Origin of the sequence: Chromobacterium haemolyticum (assembly GCF_002081825.1) — a bacterium.
GTDB classification, from domain to species: Bacteria; Pseudomonadota; Gammaproteobacteria; order Burkholderiales; family Chromobacteriaceae; genus Chromobacterium; species Chromobacterium fluminis.
Genome location: NZ_MUKU01000023.1, coordinates 1 through 19,424 on the forward strand (window position 1 = coordinate 1; position 19,424 = coordinate 19,424).

Annotated in this window: 16 protein-coding genes, 1 tRNA gene and 4 pseudogenes; 13 read left to right on the top strand and 8 right to left on the bottom strand. The window is 58.6% G+C overall.

Annotated elements, in window-relative coordinates; translation table 11 throughout:
- Nucleotides 1–150: 150 nt before the first annotated feature.
- Both B0T39_RS16240 and B0T39_RS26520 read right to left on the bottom strand, forming a co-directional pair.
- Nucleotides 151–605, bottom strand: a pseudogene (locus tag B0T39_RS16240) (transposase); the annotation flags it as partial.
- Nucleotides 606–990: 385 nt separating this feature from the next.
- On the bottom strand, nucleotides 991–1,236 hold the full coding sequence (locus B0T39_RS26520; RefSeq protein ID WP_081548374.1) for a transposase: 246 nt from the start codon (nucleotides 1,234–1,236) through the stop codon (nucleotides 991–993).
- 1,020 nt (nucleotides 1,237–2,256) lie between these two features.
- Between B0T39_RS26520 and B0T39_RS16250 the strand changes: the two genes are divergently transcribed.
- Nucleotides 2,257–3,087 carry a winged helix-turn-helix domain-containing protein gene (locus B0T39_RS16250; protein ID WP_081548376.1) on the top strand — a complete coding sequence of 277 codons (831 nt, stop codon included), beginning with the start codon at nucleotides 2,257–2,259 and terminating at the stop codon, nucleotides 3,085–3,087.
- Entirely contained in the window at nucleotides 3,088–3,606 is a 519-nt protein-coding gene (locus B0T39_RS25170; protein ID WP_141111264.1) for a hypothetical protein, read from the top strand.
- A gap of 314 nt (nucleotides 3,607–3,920) precedes the next feature.
- Here the strand turns inward: B0T39_RS25170 and B0T39_RS16255 are convergent.
- Nucleotides 3,921–4,956 (bottom strand): annotated as a pseudogene (locus tag B0T39_RS16255) (IS5 family transposase).
- Nucleotides 4,957–5,044: 88 nt separating this feature from the next.
- Here B0T39_RS16255 and B0T39_RS16260 point away from each other — a divergent pair.
- Nucleotides 5,045–5,362 (top strand): annotated as a pseudogene (locus tag B0T39_RS16260) (integrase core domain-containing protein); the annotation flags it as partial.
- A gap of 220 nt (nucleotides 5,363–5,582) precedes the next feature.
- Here the strand turns inward: B0T39_RS16260 and B0T39_RS16265 are convergent.
- From B0T39_RS16265 to B0T39_RS16275, 3 genes and pseudogenes are all read right to left on the bottom strand, one after another.
- Nucleotides 5,583–5,818 (bottom strand): annotated as a pseudogene (locus B0T39_RS16265) (transposase); the annotation flags it as partial.
- A 158-nt stretch (nucleotides 5,819–5,976) separates the two neighbouring features.
- Nucleotides 5,977–6,051 (bottom strand) — tRNA-Arg (locus B0T39_RS16270).
- 116 nt (nucleotides 6,052–6,167) lie between these two features.
- Nucleotides 6,168–7,103 carry a polyprenyl synthetase family protein gene (locus B0T39_RS16275; RefSeq protein ID WP_217806265.1) on the bottom strand — a complete coding sequence of 312 codons (936 nt, stop codon included), beginning with the start codon at nucleotides 7,101–7,103 and terminating at the stop codon, nucleotides 6,168–6,170.
- A gap of 230 nt (nucleotides 7,104–7,333) precedes the next feature.
- On the opposite strand from B0T39_RS16275, the gene rplU reads away from it, so the two are divergent.
- The 7 genes from rplU to B0T39_RS16310 all read left to right on the top strand — a co-directional run bounded on the left by rplU (nucleotide 7,334) and on the right by B0T39_RS16310 (nucleotide 12,841).
- Nucleotides 7,334–7,645 carry a 50S ribosomal protein L21 gene (rplU, locus tag B0T39_RS16280; RefSeq protein ID WP_039753142.1) on the top strand — a complete coding sequence of 104 codons (312 nt, stop codon included), beginning with the start codon at nucleotides 7,334–7,336 and terminating at the stop codon, nucleotides 7,643–7,645.
- Between the two features lie 12 nt (nucleotides 7,646–7,657).
- A complete protein-coding gene (gene rpmA / locus B0T39_RS16285) occupies nucleotides 7,658–7,933 on the top strand; it encodes a 50S ribosomal protein L27 (protein WP_043640972.1) in 276 nt (91 codons plus the stop codon).
- A gap of 130 nt (nucleotides 7,934–8,063) precedes the next feature.
- The gene (gene obgE, locus B0T39_RS16290; protein WP_081548382.1) at nucleotides 8,064–9,224 is read left to right on the top strand and encodes a GTPase ObgE; all 1,161 of its coding nucleotides are present in this window, start codon (nucleotides 8,064–8,066) and stop codon (nucleotides 9,222–9,224) included.
- Nucleotides 9,225–9,674: 450 nt separating this feature from the next.
- Nucleotides 9,675–10,454 (top strand): ABC transporter substrate-binding protein, encoded by a 780-nt coding sequence (locus B0T39_RS16295; protein ID WP_081548384.1) that lies wholly within the window; start codon nucleotides 9,675–9,677, stop codon nucleotides 10,452–10,454.
- Between the two features lie 204 nt (nucleotides 10,455–10,658).
- Nucleotides 10,659–11,348, top strand: a complete 690-nt coding sequence (locus B0T39_RS16300) for an ABC transporter permease (RefSeq protein WP_081548507.1) — start codon at nucleotides 10,659–10,661, stop codon at nucleotides 11,346–11,348.
- The gene (locus tag B0T39_RS16305; RefSeq protein ID WP_019102446.1) at nucleotides 11,345–12,058 is read left to right on the top strand and encodes an ABC transporter permease; all 714 of its coding nucleotides are present in this window, start codon (nucleotides 11,345–11,347) and stop codon (nucleotides 12,056–12,058) included. Before B0T39_RS16300 ends, B0T39_RS16305 begins: the two co-directional genes overlap by 4 nt.
- Nucleotides 12,059–12,073: 15 nt before the next feature.
- Nucleotides 12,074–12,841 carry an ABC transporter ATP-binding protein gene (locus B0T39_RS16310; protein WP_081548386.1) on the top strand — a complete coding sequence of 256 codons (768 nt, stop codon included), beginning with the start codon at nucleotides 12,074–12,076 and terminating at the stop codon, nucleotides 12,839–12,841.
- Nucleotides 12,842–12,964: 123 nt separating this feature from the next.
- Here the strand turns inward: B0T39_RS16310 and B0T39_RS16315 are convergent, their stop codons facing one another.
- Together B0T39_RS16315 and B0T39_RS16320 are read right to left on the bottom strand one after the other, a co-directional pair.
- Nucleotides 12,965–13,201: a putative hemolysin gene (locus B0T39_RS16315; RefSeq protein WP_081548388.1), complete on the bottom strand. Its 237-nt coding sequence runs from the start codon at nucleotides 13,199–13,201 to the stop codon at nucleotides 12,965–12,967.
- 18 nt (nucleotides 13,202–13,219) lie between these two features.
- Nucleotides 13,220–14,347, bottom strand: coding sequence for a succinylglutamate desuccinylase/aspartoacylase family protein (locus B0T39_RS16320; protein WP_081548390.1), 1,128 nt, complete (start codon nucleotides 14,345–14,347; stop codon nucleotides 13,220–13,222).
- A 154-nt stretch (nucleotides 14,348–14,501) separates the two neighbouring features.
- On the opposite strand from B0T39_RS16320, the gene B0T39_RS16325 reads away from it, so the two are divergent.
- Genes B0T39_RS16325 through B0T39_RS16335 form a run of 3 tightly spaced genes read left to right on the top strand, consistent with a single transcriptional unit; the run spans nucleotide 14,502 to nucleotide 19,353 of the window.
- On the top strand, nucleotides 14,502–15,779 hold the full coding sequence (locus tag B0T39_RS16325; RefSeq protein WP_254894574.1) for a hypothetical protein: 1,278 nt from the start codon (nucleotides 14,502–14,504) through the stop codon (nucleotides 15,777–15,779).
- Entirely contained in the window at nucleotides 15,779–16,543 is a 765-nt protein-coding gene (locus tag B0T39_RS16330) for a hypothetical protein (protein ID WP_081548394.1), read from the top strand. Before B0T39_RS16325 ends, B0T39_RS16330 begins: the two co-directional genes overlap by 1 nt.
- Entirely contained in the window at nucleotides 16,543–19,353 is a 2,811-nt protein-coding gene (locus B0T39_RS16335) for an ATP-binding protein (protein ID WP_081548396.1), read from the top strand. Before B0T39_RS16330 ends, B0T39_RS16335 begins: the two co-directional genes overlap by 1 nt.
- Nucleotides 19,354–19,424: the final 71 nt, after the last annotated feature.

The following is a 19,424-nucleotide window of genomic DNA, read 5'->3' on the forward strand; positions in this document are numbered from 1 at the left end:
TTCGGCCTGCTTGAGAAAGCCAATGATCTGTTCTTCGGTGAATCTGCTCTTCTTCATGTCCGTCATTCTCCTTCAGTGACGGACTTCTCTCTACTTTTGATTGGTAAGGCCTAAGGGGAGCAGATCAGGGGAAGATCAGGGGAAGATCACACTGGCTCGCCAGGAGTCGCGAATCAACGCCAGCAATCTGGCATCTTCCTTGGCGTGATCAGATTCGGGGCGGTGTAGCCATTGATAGAAGCCGGCACGCGCAACTTGCAACAAACGGCACATGGTCGTCAGCGGCCAGGTATGTCGATGCTCGTTCATGAAGCGGTACCTTACTCGGACTCCCTGGCAAAGTACCGCGCGGCTTTTTTTAGAATATCTCGCTCTTCTTCTGTGCGACGCAGTTGCGCCTTCTGGCGAAGGATTTCGCTCTTGGCTTCGATCAGTTCAGCAGCTTGCTTCTCTGAGTTGTCCGGGGTGACAGCTTTCACCCACTTGTACAGGCTATGGCTAGAAACCCCAAGCCGAGCGGAAACCTCGGCCACGGAGTAGCCACGCTCGGTGACTTGTTTGACGGCTTCCTCTTTGAATTCTGGGGTGAAACGCGGTGTGCTCATGGACATCCTCCTATGCTCAAATCATAAGGCAGGAATGCCTACAGGAGCCGGGTCAGTCCATACCACCTAAGTTGGTGTCCGGATTTAGTAGACCACTACACCTCGAATAACCCAAGCTTTTCAGCAAACCTAACGACAACATGACGCTTATAGTTCACTTGCCAACCTTCCCCTTGCGGCATGACGTGCAGCCGGAGCGAACCAACGCGCTGGCGTTCTTCGGCCTACTCACAGAGGCGTTGCCGTAGCTCCGCATTACGGTCCGGCGCCGGCTTGCGACGAAAAGTCTTACGCGTGACCATGACCAGATTACAGGCCCGCCGCTCGGAGATTCGGTGGCGAGCCATCAACTGCTTGGCCGCTTCACACCGAGCAGCAGGCCTACTTAGTTTTTTCCAAGTACTTCTTTGAGCATCTCGATATCGAGAGCCTGGTTGGCGACCAAGCGTTTCAACCGGGCATTCTTTTCCTCTAGCTGCTTCAGCCGCTTGGCCTCCGACACTGCCATACCGCTAAACTTGCTGCGCCAGTTGTAGAACGTCGCATCGGAGATACCGTGCTTACGGCACAGCTCAGCGACCGGGGCCGGCCTCGGCTTCCTTGAGGATGGTAATGATCTGCGCTTCGGTATATCGAGACTTCCGCATGAGGGGTTCCTTTGGCCTTCATGCTAAATTATGTTTGGTATATCTGCCGAGGGGAAGGTCAAATCTTCCTGAGTACGGCACCGTTTTGATATGCTTATTTAGCGTGCTTTATATGGCAAGCAAGCAATTGAATGGTGTTGGCATTATATTTCTGTAAAATAAATCATATGCCATAATGTGTTCTGTTCAAATCGGACATGGATGTTTATGGGTGTATTTCGTACTAGTCATATATTGTTTTGTGTTGCACCTCTGCATACTACCGCTAGTAGTAATTATACCCATATCTAGCCAGCCTAGACCCAATGTTGTAATGGGCTAGTTGTAAGTGTAGGAGTTTGTGCAAAGCAAGCAGAACAATGAATGGCTTTCAGAATGTAAACACGATCTCCATGCTATATTATTTCACACCTCAGGCAAAGTACGTTTCATGTGTTACGCATATTGTTGCGTACGACTGCAAAATCTTTTGACTTACAGCTGTTAATGAAAGTATCTGGTCTTCAAGGGTAAATTCGGTTAAGCAAGATCATAGAAAAGCTATAGGTGTTAGCAAGACTGCTCTTTGGTTGAAGTTTACGCAATGCTGCCATGATTGTCCTATCTGATTCAATCTCTCTGAGCCGCCCTGTCAATCAGAAATAAGCTCATTCTCATTATGTCGATGTGCCTTAATATTTCATCACAAAATCTAATCGCTAGACACTAATTAATCGTTACTTGTGGTGTTAGGGATAGTGTGAAATAAAATGGGATGTGAGGCTCGCCTCGTAATATGGGAGGGTTTTATATTTTGATAGAAAATAAATCATGAATCTTTCTTGTGTATGGAGAGCGATTTGGTTGATGGAGCCATACTTTGTTTTTAAGTCAGGAATAGATTAGTGAAGTTATGCATATTTTTTAATGAATGATGACGAAGTTGTATGCTCGACTAGGTTTCATGTTTTTTATTTGTCCTGTGCCGATATTGATTTTTGGTAAATAATAACAAAGAGAATAAAATGTCTAAACACTTAATTTCTAATCAGGTTATTTTTGACTCCGTTTCACATCAATTGTTTAACTCGCTAGATGCTAGCCTCCAAACTACATTGGGAGCAACAGCAAGCAGGTGTTTGTTTGTATTAATAGAAAACAATGGGAAAATTGTTACAAAAAGAGAGCTGCTATATGAGGCATGGGAAAAGTATGGATCTATCGTAACAGGAAATAGTGTTAGCCAAGCGATAACGCAGATTCGAAGAGCTCTCTCGATAATAAATATTCGAGAAGATATTATCAATACTACACCAAGGATTGGATATAGCATTGCATGTCCTATCCAGTTGTTGGACTCAGGGTCTATCAATTTTTATCCACCTTCAGATATTTTGATGCCAGAGCCACAATCCCTCCATGCCGGCATATGGGATGTCGTTCCTGTGGAAGAGAATAAAAAAAAATATAAAGAGATAAAAAAAATAAAATGGGTAAATTTGCTTATATTGTGCAGTTTGACATGTTTTAGCTCGTTAATCGCTAGACTCACTTATATGGGCACATGGGGAAATGTCACAAATTCATTTGAAACCATTCGTTACAAAAAGGTAGAGGGGAATCCGAAAATATTTATGTCTTCAACGGCGAGTGATGGGCATGCTATTGCTTTAGATTATATTGATCAGTTAAAGGAATATCCTCCGACGACTATTGCGGATTTGAAAAATAAGTTGATTTATATAAATAATAATAAATTGTTGGAAAAAGATTTTTACAGCTATCTGGTGTGTGATAAAGCTATCGGAGAAGTTTCTGCAGAATGCGCTATTTATATTCTGAAAAAGGAGGGTTGAATGGCGCTTTTGCAAAAATGCATAATTGTTATAATCTGCATGTTTCTACCGTGGCTTATTTTTCTATCTGTAGGTGATAAGAGTGGATTGCTTGGTTCTAGTAAACCAATACATTATGAGTTAAAAACTATTGATAAGGAAGGGCACGTTTTTACAGCGAGTATGACGGAGGTGTTTGGGGCGTATGATCAGAATATGGCGATGGTAAGTTTAATCGGGGAATTGCAAGAAGATAGAGGGGATGGTTTGGTTGAAGTATTCCCTGTTAGACGGATTGCTATGCGTCAATATTGGAAAATAGATACATATTATTTCTTTAAAACAGAGGTCAGTTCAAGTCTAGTTGGAGACAAAATATCTGATGAAGTAGCCATGCGCTATGTTAGCCCGTTACTTGAAGTTGGATATGTTTCACATGGTCAGTTTTTTAAGGTCAATTCGGAAAGCTATATATTTGACAACATATCCAGGTTGCCTGGTTGTTTTAAATTGACAGAACGTTCTCCCTTTTTTTTGTAGCAGATGATTTTAGAATCCTAGGCGAATTTGGTCTCCTCCCGACTAACCGAGTAGTCTAGTTGTCGCATCCCGGACGATCGTCTGAGTAAATGTATCTGGAAGCTTATCCTGGCCCGTGAAGGTTTGGGTAAGCTTCTGGAGTCGCTCAAGGGCACATCGAATAACCTGATATTTTCAGTGAACCCGGCCGCAACATGATTACCGCGACCACATTCGGCGTAACTTCCGAGATGAACTGCCATCTTTGGGGGTGCGTCACGTGATTTTTTGCTCGGTTCTCCGCTTAAACCCAGCGATCCAGGCGAGTTCGAGCATCAGAAGGCTTGGATTTCCGCCTTGCGGAGAAATACCAATCGCTTCAGGTTGTAGCAGGTCGCCATCATCGTCAGCGCGAAGTTCGCACGCGCTTGGCCAATCGTGCGGACTAACTTGCCACTCATCTGCTCGATCACGGCGAACACATGCTCGACACGAGCACGCACCTTGGCAATGCGCTGGTTACGTCGCTGCTGGCAGTCGGACAGCGGCTTGTTGATGTACCCCCGGCGCTGAATCTGGTTCCGGAATCCGTCCTGCGCAAGCTGAGCTTCACGCGCTTCAGACGGGTAGCCGCGGTCGGCATAAATGTCCCGGCTTGTGTTGCCGGTATCGAAGACGTTGTCGAAATGCTGGCTGTCGTGCGTGCTGGCGGTGTCGGTCGCGAACTTGCGGATCAGTTTGTATTTATTGTCGATGTTCACCGACAGCTTGTAGCCAAGTAGGATTTGCTGTGCTTCTTGGTCCAGCTTGCATCCTGGTCCTTCTGGCGCCGTTTGGCCGGTTTCCAATCGGCCGGCGTCGCACCCTGATCGAGCAGTTCTTTCTCGCCGCGACTGTTGTGCTGCTTGGGCGCCGGCACCAGCGTCGCGTCAATGATCTGACCTCCGCGTGCGATATAGCCCTGCTTGAGCAACTGGGTTGACACACCGTCGAACAGCACATGAGCGCCGGTCTCGCCGACCCGGTTCTCGAAGGTCCAAATCGTGGTGCGGTCGGGGATATTAACGGTGTTGCTCAGACCGCAGAAACGCTGGTAACTCATACGGTCGAGCAGTTGATACTCATCTGCTCGTCGGACAGGTTGTAAAGCCGCTTGAGCACCAGAATCCGCACCATCGTTTCAGTCGGAAACGGCGGCCGACCGCCCTGCGGGCAGACCGGTCTCGGTGCCACCCGGTCGATCTCAGCAGCTAAAGCAGCAAAGTCGATGTGCTGCTCGATCTCGGAGAGCGGATCGCCCAGCCGGTCGATCTTCTGGCGGTGATGATCGGCGGCGAACAGGTCGTTCTTGATGGCGTTGGGCTGTTTCATCGGGCTCAAGCTCGGCAAGGTTCAGAACAACGTAATTTTAACAGCAGGTGGGCTCGTCTAGGTTTTTCGAGGTGCCCAAAAGCAGGCCAGCGGCGAACACGAATTTGACCAACTGTGCGTTGCTTTGAGTATCGAGCATCGCTTAACCAAGCCGCGCAGCCCGCAAACGAATGGGATGGTTGAGCGCTTCAACTGTCGCATCAGCGATGTGCTGGCGACACACCGTTTCGACTCGGGGGAGGACTTGGCCCAGACGCTGGGGCGCTATGTTCTGCTCTACAACCAACATCTCCCGCAGCTGGCTTTGCAGCACCAAACCCCCGTTCAGGCGATGAAGAGTTGGCAGAAACAGCGGCCGGGATTATTCAAAAAGCCGGTCAGCAATCGTCCGGGACTTGACACCTAGAGATGGCCGGCTGTGCAAGTCGATGGGCAGCTGCTACACGTGCCCCATTGCGAATCCGCGTGGCGGCAATCTCGCGAATTCGCTGCCGCTTCGCTCGATCGTTACGAGGGGGACGATAAAAATACGTTGCTTGCCGCAGCTGAATGACGGCTGTGGCGCGGCGTATACTGACGCGGTACGTACCGGTCAGAGTGGGCCAGTTCGCGTTGGCTAGCCGGCTTCACAGCTTTTTTGGATGACTTCCTGCCGCATCTGCTTATTCAGGCTCAGGTCCGCGACCATACGCTTGAGCCGGGGGACTTTTTCTTCCAATTGCTTCAGACGTCGTAGCTCGCTGACGCCCAGGCCACCGTATTTCTTCCACCAGTTGTAGAAGGTGGCTTCGGAGACGTCCATCTTGCGACAGACCTCTGCGACGGTGGTGCCGGACTCTGCCTGGTGCAATGCGAAGGCGATCTGTTCCTCCGTGAACTTCGTTTTTCATGACAAATCTCCTGCCTGAGTGGGCTTAAATTTGCCCGAAATTTCTACTTTTAGCTGCTACAGTTTTTCGGGAGGAGGTCAGCCAGGCAACAAAAAACCGCCCGGAGGCGGTTATGGGAAAACAAGTTGAGTGGCGCTCCCGACAGGAATCGAACCTGTATCTGCCGCTTAGGAGGCGGCCGTTCTATCCGTTGAACTACGGTAGCGGTGCTATGAAAGTGCTACTCAATTTTTTTATGATGTCTTAAATGTATTGAATTTTATGAAAAATTCGCTACAGCCAATCCCTTTAACTACGGAGACGTTTAGAGAAACTGCTGGGTCAGGCGCTGCGGTCCACCGATAGGCGGGCCAATTCCACCAAGGCCTGACGGGTGTCCGATTCCGGAATCGGCGCCAGCGCGGCGACAGCCTGTTCGGCCACTTTGACCGCTTCGGCCCTAGCGTAGTCCAGAGCGCCGCAGGATTGTACCGCAGCCAGCACGTCCTGGAAACGATCGCGGCTGGCGTGTTCCAGCGCGTCGCGCACGGTGGCGGAGGCTTCCGGATTGCCGTTGCGCATGGTGTAGATCAAGGGCAGCGTTGGTTTGCCTTCGGCCAGGTCGTCGCCCAGGCTCTTGCCTATGGTGTCGGCGTCGCCGCTGTAGTCCAGCACGTCGTCGATGATCTGGAAGGCGGTGCCCAGGTACATGCCGTATTCGGCCATTGCCCGCACTTGCTCGGCGCTGGCGCCGGCGCCGGCGCTGAGCGCGCCCACGCGGGCGGAGGCTTCGAACAGCTTGGCGGTCTTGTACTTGATCACGCGCAGGTATTCGTCTTCGGTAACGTCGGTGTTGCCGATGTTGAGCAGCTGCAGCACCTCGCCCTCGGCGATGATGTTGGTGGCTTCCGCCATCACCGCCAGGATGTCCATATTGCGGGTGGTCACCATCATCTGGAAGGCGCGGGTGTAGAGGAAGTCGCCCACCAGCACGCTGGCGGCGTTGCCGAACAGCGCGTTGGCGGTTTCGCGGCCGCGGCGCAGGTCGGATTCGTCCACCACGTCGTCGTGCAGCAAGGTGGCGGTGTGGATGAATTCGATCATCGCCGCCAGCTCGTGCAATTGGTTGCCGCCATGGCCCAGCGCGCGGCCGGACAGCAGCGTCAACACCGGGCGCAGGCGTTTGCCGCCGGCGGAAATGATGTATTCCGCTACCTGGCGGATCAGGACGACATCAGAGTGCAGCCGGGCGCGGATGACGCGGTCTACGGCCTGCATGTCGTCGGCTATCAGTGTACGGAAAAGCGGGGTGGACACGATTTCAACCAGTTATTTGAGATGGGTACGCCAAAGCCGAGAATGTTACCAGAAAAGCCCCTCCAGCCGCCATGGCGCGTACTCCTTAGGACTAAGTCGATGAAATCATTGACAACTTGACGGGCTGTCCGTATAGTTTCGCGTTCTCCCGCAACAGGCGGCGAGATTTTTATATTCAGGAGCTCATGCGAATGTATGCGGTCATAAAAACCGGCGGCAAGCAGTACAAAGTTGTCGTTGGTGAAAAACTCAAAGTAGAACAGATACCTGCAGACGTCGACAGCCAGATCGTACTTGAAGAAGTGCTGATGATTGCTGACGGTGAACAGGTTGTTGTAGGCGCCCCGATGATTGCCGGCGCCACTGTTAAGGCCACCGTTGTTTCCCACGGTCGTGGCGACAAGATCCGCATCTTCAAGATGCGTCGTCGCAAGCACTACCAGAAACATCAGGGTCATCGTCAAAACTTCACCGAAATCCGCATCGACGCGATTTCGAAGTAAGGATAAACAGTCATGGCACACAAAAAAGCAGGCGGTAGCTCCCGCAACGGTCGTGACTCCGAAGCCAAACGCTTGGGCGTTAAGGTTTACGGCAGCGAACTGATTCCGGCAGGTTCCATCATCGTGCGTCAGCGCGGCACCCGCTTCCACGCAGGTGAAAACGTTGGCCAGGGCAAGGATCACACCTTGTTCGCCAAGGTAGACGGCTATGTTGAATTCACCATCAAAGGTGCAATGAAGCGCAAGTTCGTTAATGTGGTTCCGTACACCGGCGTAGACGGCGAATAATTTTTCGCTTTCTAGTGACCGAGAAAGCCCTATCCTGCGATAGGGCTTTTTTTATACCGAGGGGCAAGGCGTGAGGGTTGAAGCGTGTCAATCCTGACCCCTGACTCCTCGCCAGACAGAGGTTGAAAACATGAAGTTTATTGATGAAGCCCGCATTGAAGTGTTCGCGGGTCGCGGCGGCAACGGCGCGGCCAGTTTCCGTCGCGAGAAGTTCGTTCCCTTCGGCGGCCCGGACGGCGGCGACGGCGGCAAGGGCGGCAGCGTGTACGCGGTGGCGGATGAAAACGTCAACACTTTGGTGGAATTCCGTTTCGTCAAAAAATACCTGGCGGAACACGGCGAACGCGGCCGCGGCGCTGATTGCTACGGCAAGGGCGGCGACGACATCGAACTGAAAATGCCGGTGGGCACGGTGATTACCGACCACGACACGGGCGAACTGGTGGCGGACCTGACCCACCACGGCCAGCGCATCATGATTGCGCGCGGCGGCAAGGGCGGCCTGGGCAACATCCATTTCAAATCCTCCACCAACCGCGCGCCGCGCCAATGCACGCCGGGCGAGCAGGGCGTGCAGCGCACTTTGAAGCTGGAATTGAAGGTGCTGGCGGACGTGGGCTTGCTGGGCATGCCCAACGCGGGCAAGTCCACCTTTATCCGCGCGGTGTCGGCGGCGCGTCCCAAGGTGGCGGATTACCCGTTCACCACGCTGCACCCCAACTTGGGCGTGGTGCGGATGGACGATACCCGCAGCTTTGTGATCGCCGATATTCCGGGCCTGATTGAAGGCGCGGCGGAAGGCGCTGGGTTGGGCCACCGCTTCCTCAAGCATTTGCAGCGCACCGGCTTGCTGCTGCACGTGGTGGACGTGGCCCCGTTCGATCCGGACGTCGATCCGGTGCGCGAGGCGCGCGCCATCGTCGAGGAATTGAAGAAGTACGACGATGAACTGCACGGCAAGCCGCGCTGGCTGGTGTTGAACAAGGTGGACATGCTGCCGCCGGACGAGCGCGAGCTGACGGTGTCCGCCTTCCTTAAAGCCTATGGCTGGCCGGAAGAGCAGCCGGACGACCGTTTCGGCTTCGATCTCAAGGCGCCGCGCGTGTTCAGCATCTCCGCGCTAAACCACGAAGGCACCCGCGAGCTGACTTTCGCCATCATGTCCTATCTGGACGTGGTGCGCGCCGAGCAGCGCAAGCTGGCGGACGAGGCGCAGCAGCAAGCCGCCGCCGCGCGCCAAACGGTGATTACGCCGGATGCGGCCATGCATCAGGATACGACCGAAGAATAAGAGTCCGTCCACTGCCGCGCGTCGGCATCCACGGCAAGCAACAAGGCCAGTCTAGCGACTGGCCTTTTTTCATGCGGTTTCTGTCCGAGCCTGTCTTCCCCTTCCTTCTCCCGTCCGCGGATACCAAGCGTTACTTGAGTTGGCGCTTGGATGTTGTATTTTTTCCTCAATAAAGCGCAGGTTTGTGCCGCTCCCTGGAATCTAAAGTCATTAATTGCGCCGCTTGGCATGACAAAAGGTTGGCTGAGCGCGCCCTGATAGCCGGGTGTGAGAGACGGTATAGACAAATTGCTCTATTTATATAACATGAAGCGCTTCAGCCCCTCCGGGGGCGATGCCGGATCAGAGGGCGAAAAGCCCCGGACGCTTTAACTTGTGAAATGCATATGCCCGGCTGTCGGCTCGGGATTTTCACCGTTGGCTGTAGATGAAGTCTATGAGGAGAAGCAAATGAAGAAAGCATTGGCTGTGATGGCCCTGGGTCTGATGACCGTGTCGATTGGAGCATGGGCCAAGGATTGGAAGGAAGTCCGCTTCGGGGTGGACGCCAGTTACGCGCCGTTTGAATCCAAAGCGGCCAATGGTCAGCTGGTGGGTTTCGACATCGACCTGGGCAATGAAATCTGTAAACGCCTAAAGGCCAAGTGCGTGTGGGTGGAAAACGATTTCGACGGCATGATCCCGGCCTTGAAAGCCAAGAAATTCGACGGCGTGTTGTCTTCTATGTCGATGACCGAAGCCCGGATGAAGGAAATCAACTTCTCCGCCAAATTGTTCAACACTCCGACGCGCATGGTGGCCAAGAGCGGTTCCGGCCTGATGCCGACCCCGGCTTCGCTGAAGGGCAAGCGCGTGGGCGTGGAGCAGGGCACCATTCAGGAAGCCTACGCCAAGAAACACTGGGCGCCGGCCGGCGTGGAAGTGGTGCCTTACCAAAACCAGACCCAAGTGCTGTCCGACCTGACGGCCGGCCGTCTGGATGCCTCGCTGCAAGACGCGGTGCAGGCTGACGAAGGCTTCCTGAAGAAGCCGGAAGGCAAGGGCTTCGGCTTTGCCGGCAAGGAACTGGTGGACCCGCAAACTCTGGGCGAAGGCGCCGCCATCGGCTTGCGCAAAGAAGACAAGGAGCTGAAGGCCGACATCGACAAAGCCATCGCCGGCATGCTCAAAGACGGCACCTATAAGAAGATTGAGAAGAAATATTTCAACTTCGACGTTTACGGCAAGTAAACCGTAAGAGCCTGTTCAGAGCTGTATTGCCGTTGTGCGGCAGGCTTTGAACCGGTTCTTGTAAGCCGCCGACAAAACCGTTGCATTGGAACCCGCAGCGCCTCCGTGGCCGGAGTTGGCCATCCGTTTTGTCGGCGGCTCGTCTTTTGCGCAAGTCAGGAACGGCCCGACGCCCACCGTCGCCGCTCCTGGAAGGGGATGAGCATGTTTTTGCATGGATTCGGTTCCATTATCTGGGAAGGCACGCTGGTGACGCTGGAGCTGGCGGTGCTGTCCTTGCTGCTGGCTTTTCTCATCGGCCTCATCGGGGCCGGGGCCAAGCTGTCCAGCAATCCCTTGCTGAGCGGCGTGTCCACCTTGTACACCACCTTGATCCGCGGTGTGCCGGACTTGGTGTTGATGCTGCTGATTTTTTACAGCCTGCAGATCGGCATTAATCATCTGACCGAATGGCAGGGCATGGAGAGGATTGATCTCAATCCCTTTGTGTCCGGCGTGGTGACCCTGGGTTTTATCTACGGCGCCTACTTTACCGAAACGCTGCGCGGCGCCTTCATCTCGGTGCCCAAGGGCCAGCTGGAGGCGGGCACCGCCTACGGCATGAGCCACTGGCAGGTATTTTCCCGCGTCCAGTTTCCGCAGATGATGCGTTTCGCCTTGCCCGGTATTTCCAATAACTGGCAGGTGATGCTGAAAGCCACCGCCCTGGTGTCCATCATCGGCCTGACCGACGTGGTCAAAGTGTCGATAGACGCCGGCAAGAGCACTTACAAAGTGTTCTTCTTCACCTTGGTGGCCGGGGCGATCTACCTGCTGCTCACCACGGTGTCCAACTTCGTGCTGATGTGGCTGGAGCGCCGTTATTCCCTGGGCGTGCGGGAGGCCGAGCTATGATCGACATCATTCAACAATACTGGCGTCCCTTCCTGTGGTCGGATGGCTACCACCTGTCCGGCCTCGCTGTCACCATGTGGCTGCTGGTGCTGTCCATCGCCTTCGGCTTCGTCGTTTCCATCCCGCTGGCGGTGGCGCGGGTGTCCAAGGTCAAGTGGCTGGCGCGCAGCGTCTGGTTCTACACCTATGTGTTCCGCGGCACGCCGCTCTATGTGCAGCTGCTGTTCTTCTACACCGGCATGTACAGCCTGGACGCGGTGCGCGAGGTGGGCTTCCTCAACCACTTCTTCCGCGAGGGTTACAACTGCACCATCCTGGCGTTCGCGCTCAACACCTGCGCTTACACCACCGAGATCTTCGCCGGCGCGATCAAAGCCACCCCTTACGGCGAGATTGAGGCAGGGCGGGCTTACGGCATGAGCAAGTTCACCCTCTACCGCCGGGTGATTATTCCATCCGCGCTGCGCCGCGCGCTGCCGGCGTACAGCAATGAAGTGATCCTGATGCTGCACGCCACTACCGTGGCCTTTACCGCCACCGTGCCGGACGTGCTGAAAGTGGCGCGGGACGTCAACGCTGCCACCTACGACTCCTTCAACGCCTTCGGTCTGGCCGCCCTGATCTATCTGGGCGTCACCTTCGTCCTGGTGGGCCTGTTCCGCAAGGCCGAGACCAGATGGCTGGCTTATTTGCAGCCGGCGAAAACTTGAGAAACGGACTAGAAGATGGACAAGCTGAATATCCAGAACATCTACAAGAGCTACGGCAGCCACGAAGTGCTCAAGGGCGTTTCGCTGACCGCCAAGGCTGGCGACGTGATCAGCATCATCGGCTCATCCGGCTCCGGCAAAAGCACCTTTCTGCGTTGCATCAACTTCCTGGAAAAGCCGAATCAGGGCAGCATCAGCCTCAATGGCGAGCCCATCCGCCTGGCCACCACCAAGAACGGCGAGCTGACGCCGGCGGACCAGAAGCAGCTGCAGGGCATGCGCACCAAGCTGGCCATGGTGTTTCAGCACTTCAATCTGTGGGCGCACATGACGGTGCTGGAGAACGTGATCGAAGCGCCGGTGCATGTGCTGGGGATTTCCAAGGAGGAAGCCACTCAGCGCGCGGTCAAATACCTGCGCAAGGTGGGCCTGGACGAGCGTGCGCAGGGCAAGTACCCGGCGCATTTGTCCGGCGGCCAGCAACAGCGGGTGGCGATAGCGCGCGCGTTGGCGATGGAGCCGGAAGTCATGCTGTTTGACGAGCCCACCTCGGCACTGGACCCGGAACTGGTGGGCGAGGTGCTGAAAGTGATGCAGGCGCTGGCCGAGGAGGGCCGCACCATGATCGTGGTTACCCACGAGATGGGCTTTGCCCGCAATGTGTCCAATCACGTGATGTTCCTGCACCAGGGACGGGTGGAGGAGGAGGGCTGCCCGGACGAGGTGTTCGGCAACACCAAGAGCGAGCGGCTGAAGGCTTTCTTGTCCGGCAGCCTGAAGTGATTTGAGTCTTACCCTGCTCAAGGGGGATACGGCCCGCCGGCGCATCATGACCGGCGGGTTCGTTGTTTTCAGGTTTGTGGATAAATCAGGAAAATGGGAAAGGCTGTGGATAAGCCTGGCGGGCTATCGGGGATGGTCGGCGCGGAACAGCGTCCACTCTTCCACCGTGCGGCCGTCCGGCAGCTGGCACAGCGCGTACTCATTGCCCTGGGCGTCTTTTTGCGGCAACAGCTTGCCGCCCTTTTCCCCGCAATACACGGAGGCCGGATTGGCCATGCCCACCGCGGGGCGCTCCGGCGGCTTGGTCTGGCTGCAGGCGCTCAGGCCCAAGAGCGCGGCGGCGCATATCAAGATTCTCATGCGGTTTTCCTTTCAGTATCAGGCCGACAACAGCTTGCCGGATTTGAAGGCCTCGCGGCTGGCCACCTTGGCCAGCGACAGGCCGGTGGTGGTGTAGGTGCGGGCGCTGGTGGCGTACAACATGCCGGGGCGGTTGGCGCGGATCTCGCTGCAGCGGTCGCCTATCGGGTCTATCACCTCGGCCAGCAGTTCGCCGCTGGCCACCTCTTCTCCGGGGAGAGCGTGATACACCACCACGCCGGCGTGCGGCGCGTACAGGTTTTCCGAGCCGGCCAGCGGCGTGGCCGGGAAGGGCAGTTCCGGCTGCGGCGGCGCGGCTTCGGCGATGACGCCGCGGTGGCGCAAGAAGTTGAGGATGCCTTCCGCGTCCTGGCGCGCGTAATCGTGATGGACGTCGCTTTCGCCGCGCAGTTCCACCGTCACCGCCAGGCAGGCCATGTCGATCTGCGCGTCCAGGCCTTCAGCCGTCGCCAGATCGCGCAGCTGCCACCACAGCTGGCCGCAGGCTTCGTCGAAGGGGTGGTCGCCGGAGTCGGTGGCCAGCAGGGTGGCGCAAGCGCCCAGATAGCGCGATAGCGGCTCGCACTGTTCCCATAGCGGGGTGCCGGTGTACAGGTGCAGGCCGGCGCGGCAGTCGCAGTGCAGATCCAGCACCACGTCAGCGTCGAAGGCCAGCTTCATCAGGGTGTGGCGCAGCGACTGCAGCTCGCTGTCGGCGCGCAGCGCGCCCAATTGCTGGCGCGCCTCCGCGCGGATCAGGGCGGTGTTGGCCTTGCCGTCGCGGCCCAGCTGCCCTTTCACCGCCTCGAAAATCGTTTCGGACAGCACCGGGTAATAGCGGTTGAAGTTCTGGCCGGTTTGCAGATCGAAACGCCCTAGCAGCTTCTCGCTCTGGTTCTGGTTCAGGCCGATGGGGTTGGCCACCGGCACCAGGATCACCTCGCCGCGCAGCAGGCCGGCGGCGTCCAGCCGCTGCAAGCCTTGCTTCAAATGCCAGGCGGTCAGCATGCCGGGCAATTCGTCGGCGTGCAGGCTGGCCTGGATATAGATTTTCTGGCCGCTTTGCGGCACGCCGAAATGGAAGCTGGTCAGATCGCGCTGGCTGCCCAGGCTGGGCGACAGCAAGGGCTGGCGGTGGGTGTACATGGGTTCTCCTCTTACGGTGTGCGGCTCGGTCGTGGAATCTTATTCCAAACCTGCCCGGGCAAGATAGGGCTGCCGAGCGGACATGCGTTGACGAACGACCATGCCCCCCGGACAATCATGGCTTTTGCCATTCCACGCCCGCGCGCGTGGTGGAGTGCCCTTGGATTCTCTCTCCGACTTCTTCCAGCCCGGCATCGAGCCCGCCTCCTTGCAGGCGGTATCGCGCCTGACCGGCGCCTGGCCTTATCTCGCCGTCTTCGTCACCCTGTTCCGCGGCGGCGACGAAGAAGTGCTGATGCGGCTGCTGGTGTTGCGGGAACTGGGCGGCCGCGCCGAAGCGCCGCTATGGACGCCGCAGGAAATCGCCCAGCGTTTCGCCTATCTGAACGACACCAAGCTGGCCACCATTCTGGGCCGGCTGCGCGAAGGCGGCCTGCTGGTTTACGACAGCGACGGCGGCGTTTACCAGCTGTCCGAAGGCGCGCGCGTCGCACTGGCTGCGCTGGCCACCATGGTGGATTTCGCCGGCGACGATGTGGAACTGGGCTATCTGACCAGTCAAGTGGCCGCCGGCCAGGCGGTGGGCCAGGTGTCCGACGAGGCGCTCAAACACCTGCTGGCGCGCTTGAACGAACTGTACGCGGAGTTCGAGGACGCGCTGGAATCGCAATCCGAATTCCGTATCCGCGCCGCTCAGCACCGCTTGGAAGCGGTGTGGCGCTGGGTGGCCAAATCCACCGAAGTGGTCAAGAGCCTGACCCAGGACGACACGCTGAGCCTGCTGGTGCTCAACCAGGCGCAAGCCATCGCGCTGGCGCAAAGCCGCATGCTGGCGCTGGCCGGCACGTTTGAGCGCCGGCTGGCGCAATTGGCCGCGCAGCGCGTGCACCTGGGCGGCTCCGGCCTCACCTCCACCGACATCGCCGACTGGCTGCGCCGCATGGCGGCCGGCCAGTTGGCGCACAAGCTGGACGCCTGTCTGTCCATCGCCCCCGAGCCCGCCTTCCTGTCCACGCCGGAGCTGGCCGACGTGGCCGAATTCGAACTGCTGGCGCGCGAGCGCGCCAAGGCCGGCTCCATGACGCTGCCGGGTGGCGAAGCCGCGCCGCTGGCCGACGCGCCGGAAATGGAGCGCCTGCTGGAGGCCGAGGCCATGTACGACGTCTTGCTGGAGCTGGGGATGTCCGGCGCGGCCGACGCCCACATCAGCCAGGCGGTGCTGGCCGACAGTTACAACGAAACCGCCTACCGGCTGTCGCTGCTGTCCCTGATCGGGGATCCGGAAACCAGCAACGACCAAAGCATCGTCGCCGCGCTGGCCAAGCTGCCGTTCAGTCTGCAAGGCGGCGAGCGCGTGATCGAGCCGGACCACCCGGAAGTGGCGTCGCTGTCCGACGCGCGCCTGGTGGCCGCGGCGCAAAAAGGTTCTTAATGGAAACAGAAATCAAAACCCTGACCGCCCGTTTGCTGGCGCATCGGGTGGTGCCGCGCGGCGACGCGCTGGCGAAGAAGGCGCTGCTGGACGACAGCTTCCGCCTGGAGTTGGACAAGAGCCTGGCTGCCGTTGGCCTGCGTTTGGTGGAGAACCCCTACGCCGAGCACGTGGCCGTGGCGCTGCTGCCGGAAATGACCGAGCCGGTGTTCGGCTCCGGCGACGCCTGGCTCAATAATAATCTGGGTCTGCCGCGCGACGGCGTGGCGCTGCTGGTCATCCTGTGGTCGCTGATCATCCTGCCCAAGCGCGAGCGCCAGATCGCCCGCGTGGAAGCCGGCAAGGAAAACCAGAGCGATATGTTCGGCGCGCAAAAGCCGCTGGAAACCGGCGACGCCGTGTCCACCGGCGTATCCGAGGACGCGCTCTACGCGGACTTCGGCAAGGCGCTGGGCGGCCGCACCCGCTTCAATGCCAACCTGGGCCGCCTGGTCAACCTGGGTTTCATCGTGCGCCGCAACCGTTGGCTGGACGAAGGCCCGATGCTGGACCTGATGATCGACTACGCCCAACTGGCGCCGCGCATCATCGAAGGCGCGCTGGCCGATGTGCTGCTGCGCCGCGAAGGCCGCGACGCGTTGGCCGACAAGCGCGCGGAGGCGACCGAGGACGAGCTAGAAGCCATCGCGGACGCCGACGACTCCGCCGGCCCGCTGTTTGACCTGCCGCCGGACGACGACGCGGCCCACGAGGAGACGCGCTGATGTTCCAGATGAAATCGGTGGAAATGGTGCACTGGGACTTCTGGCAGCGGCTGACCGTGCCGCTGGACGCGCAGATCGTCACCATCATCGGCCCCAACGGCTCCGGCAAGACCACCTTGCTGGACGCGATGCGCACCCTGCTGGCGATCAAATGCTCGGGCAAGCGCGATTACAAGCGCTACGTTCGCAACAATAAAGAGCCCTTCGCCTATCTGCGCGGCGTGGTGGACAATCCGCGCCGTCCCAGCGGCGGCCTGTACCCGACGCCTTTCTTCCCCATCGTCGCGGACGCCGTCACCCTGCTGTGCCGGGTCAAGAAACAGGGGGGGGACTGGGTGCGCCACTACGCCATCCTGGACGGCGACGTGCCGCTGGAGCAGGCCGAAGGCCAGGCCCAATGGATGGGCGTGCAGGAATACCGCCGCCGGCTGGAAATGGCCGGCCTGACCCCGGCGGTGGCCGAAGTGCTGGCGCTGGAACAGGGCGACACCGACAAGCTCACCGAATACAGCCCGCGCCAACTGCTGGACCTGGTGTTCCAGGTTTTCGGCGACAAGGACGTGCTGGACAACTACCAGCGCGCCCGCGATGAGCAGCGCGCCACCGAGCTGGAGCTGGAATCGCTGAGCCGTCAGGAAGAGGCGCTGCAGACGCGGGTGGAAACCATGAAGACCCGCGCCAACCGCTATCTGGAATGGCGGCAGTTGCAAACCGGCATCGCCCGGCTGCGTGACGAGGCGCTGCCGGTGCTGGCCTATCTGGACGCCAAGTCCGCGCTCGGCAATGTCTGGAAAAACTACCGCGGCAACTTCCACACGCTGAACCAGGCCCAGGGCGAGCACGCCGACACCCTGCAACTGGTGGCCAAGCTCAAGGCGGCGGAAGTGGCCGCCGACGCCTCGCGCAAGGCAGCCGAAACCGCCCGCGTCGGCGCGCAGGAAACTTTCATGGCGGCCAAGGGCGAACACGCCGGCGTGGCCGGCCAGCTCAAGGAACGCGACCGGCTGCAAGCCTTGGCCAGCAAGGAATACGGCGCCGACGCCGCCCATCTGGCCGACAAGCTCTCCGCCTTGCGCGGCGAAGCCGAGCAATTGAAAGACGGCCTGCGCGAACTGAAAAAGCAGCGCCAGGACAGCTCCCAGCATCTGGAGGCGCTGGAAATAGGCCGCGGCCGCGCGCCGGAAGACGTGCGCCAGTTCAAGGCCGCGCTGGACGAGGCCGGCATCGGCCACCTGATGTTGTCCGACATCGTGGAAGTGCTGGACCCCAACTGGCAGGCGGCGGTGGAAGCGCTACTGCGCGGCTATCGCCACGTGGTGTTGCTGGAGCGCGAAAGCGACCGTCGCGAAGCCTGGCGCATCGGCGAGAAACTGCGCTATCGCCACTTCGTGGTGCCGGAGCGCAGCAGCCCGCCGCGCGCCAACGCAGGCAGCCTGATGGAAGTGGTGCGCTTCTCCGCCGACGCGCCGGAATGGCTGTATCGGCAGTTGAACAGCGTCAGCCGCGTCGACGGTGCCGAGCAGGGCGCCGACGTTAGCGGCGACTGGATCACCCGCGACGGCTATTTCCGCGAACGCCGCGGCGCGCGCCACATCGGCGTGCCGGCGCATGAGTTCGCCTTCGGCGAAGCCGCCCGCCAATCGCGGCTGCTGGCGGTGCGCGAGGCATTGAAAGCGCTGAACACCCGCATCCTGGCCGATGAAGAACGCTTGGTGGCCGCCACGCGCGAAGCCGCCGGCCTGGCCGAATACCTGGGCGGCATGGACGCCATCCGCCAGCTGGACAGCCGCGCCGAAGAGTTCGCCGCGCTGGAAACGCGCAAGCAGGGGCTGGAAAGCGAAATCGCCCGCCTGGGCGCGGCCCTGGGCCTCGTCAGCGCGGAGAAGGAAGCCGCCGATCAGCGCTACAGCGACGCAAGGCTGGCGCACGACCGCGTCTGTCAGCGCGAACAGGACAGCCTGGCCGCCTTCCGCCAAAAACAGCAGGAAGTGGAGCAGGCGCGCCGCCAGGTGCGCCGCCTGCTGTCCGAGCTGCGCGAATGGGCGGAGCGCTTGCCTGATGCGGCGCTGGCGGCGGATAACGTCGCCGCGCTCGAAAGCGAGTTCGACACCGCCGCGGACGCCAAGCACCAGCTCAATTACTTGGAAGAGCGGCTGCAAAGCGGAGACTGGGAACAAGACGAAGCCGTGCTGGCCTTGAAGGAAAAGCTGGTGGAGGACCTGACTGGCCTGGACCGCGAACGCCAGCGCCGCCAGAGCGAAGTGGACCGCTCGCGCGAACTCACCGACGAAGCGCGCGCCGCCTATATGGGCAAGCTGCGCGCCACCGTCCGCGTCTACGGCCAGAACGTCAAGCGCTTGGGGGAGCTGGCCGGCATCCAGGTGGAAGTGGAACTGCCCCAGCTGTCCAACGACGACGCCACGCTGGCCCAGGCCGGGCTGGTGCTCAGGTTCAACTTCGACCAGAAGGGCCTGATGGGCATGAACGACGGCGAAGCCTCCGGCGGCCAGCAGGTGATGAAGTCGCTAATCCTGTTGATCGGCCTGATGATGGACGAGTCCAATCCGTCCGGCTTCGTCTTCATCGATGAGCCGTTCGCCCACCTGGACATCTTCAACATCGACCGCGTCGCCGGCTTCCTCAAAGCCACCGAGGCGCAGTACCTGATCACTACGCCCAACACCCACAACATCAATATCTTCGCGCCGTCGGAACTGACGCTGGCCACCCGCAAGAAGCGGCCGGGCGAGCAATGGGCGCCGCCCATCCTGCAAACCCGCCGCCGAGTGGACGGCGGCGAGCCGGCTTGAGCCAGACCACGCAGCCGCCCCTAGGGGCGGCTTTTGCTTGTTAGCATGGACAGACCCTAGCCCTGCCAGGA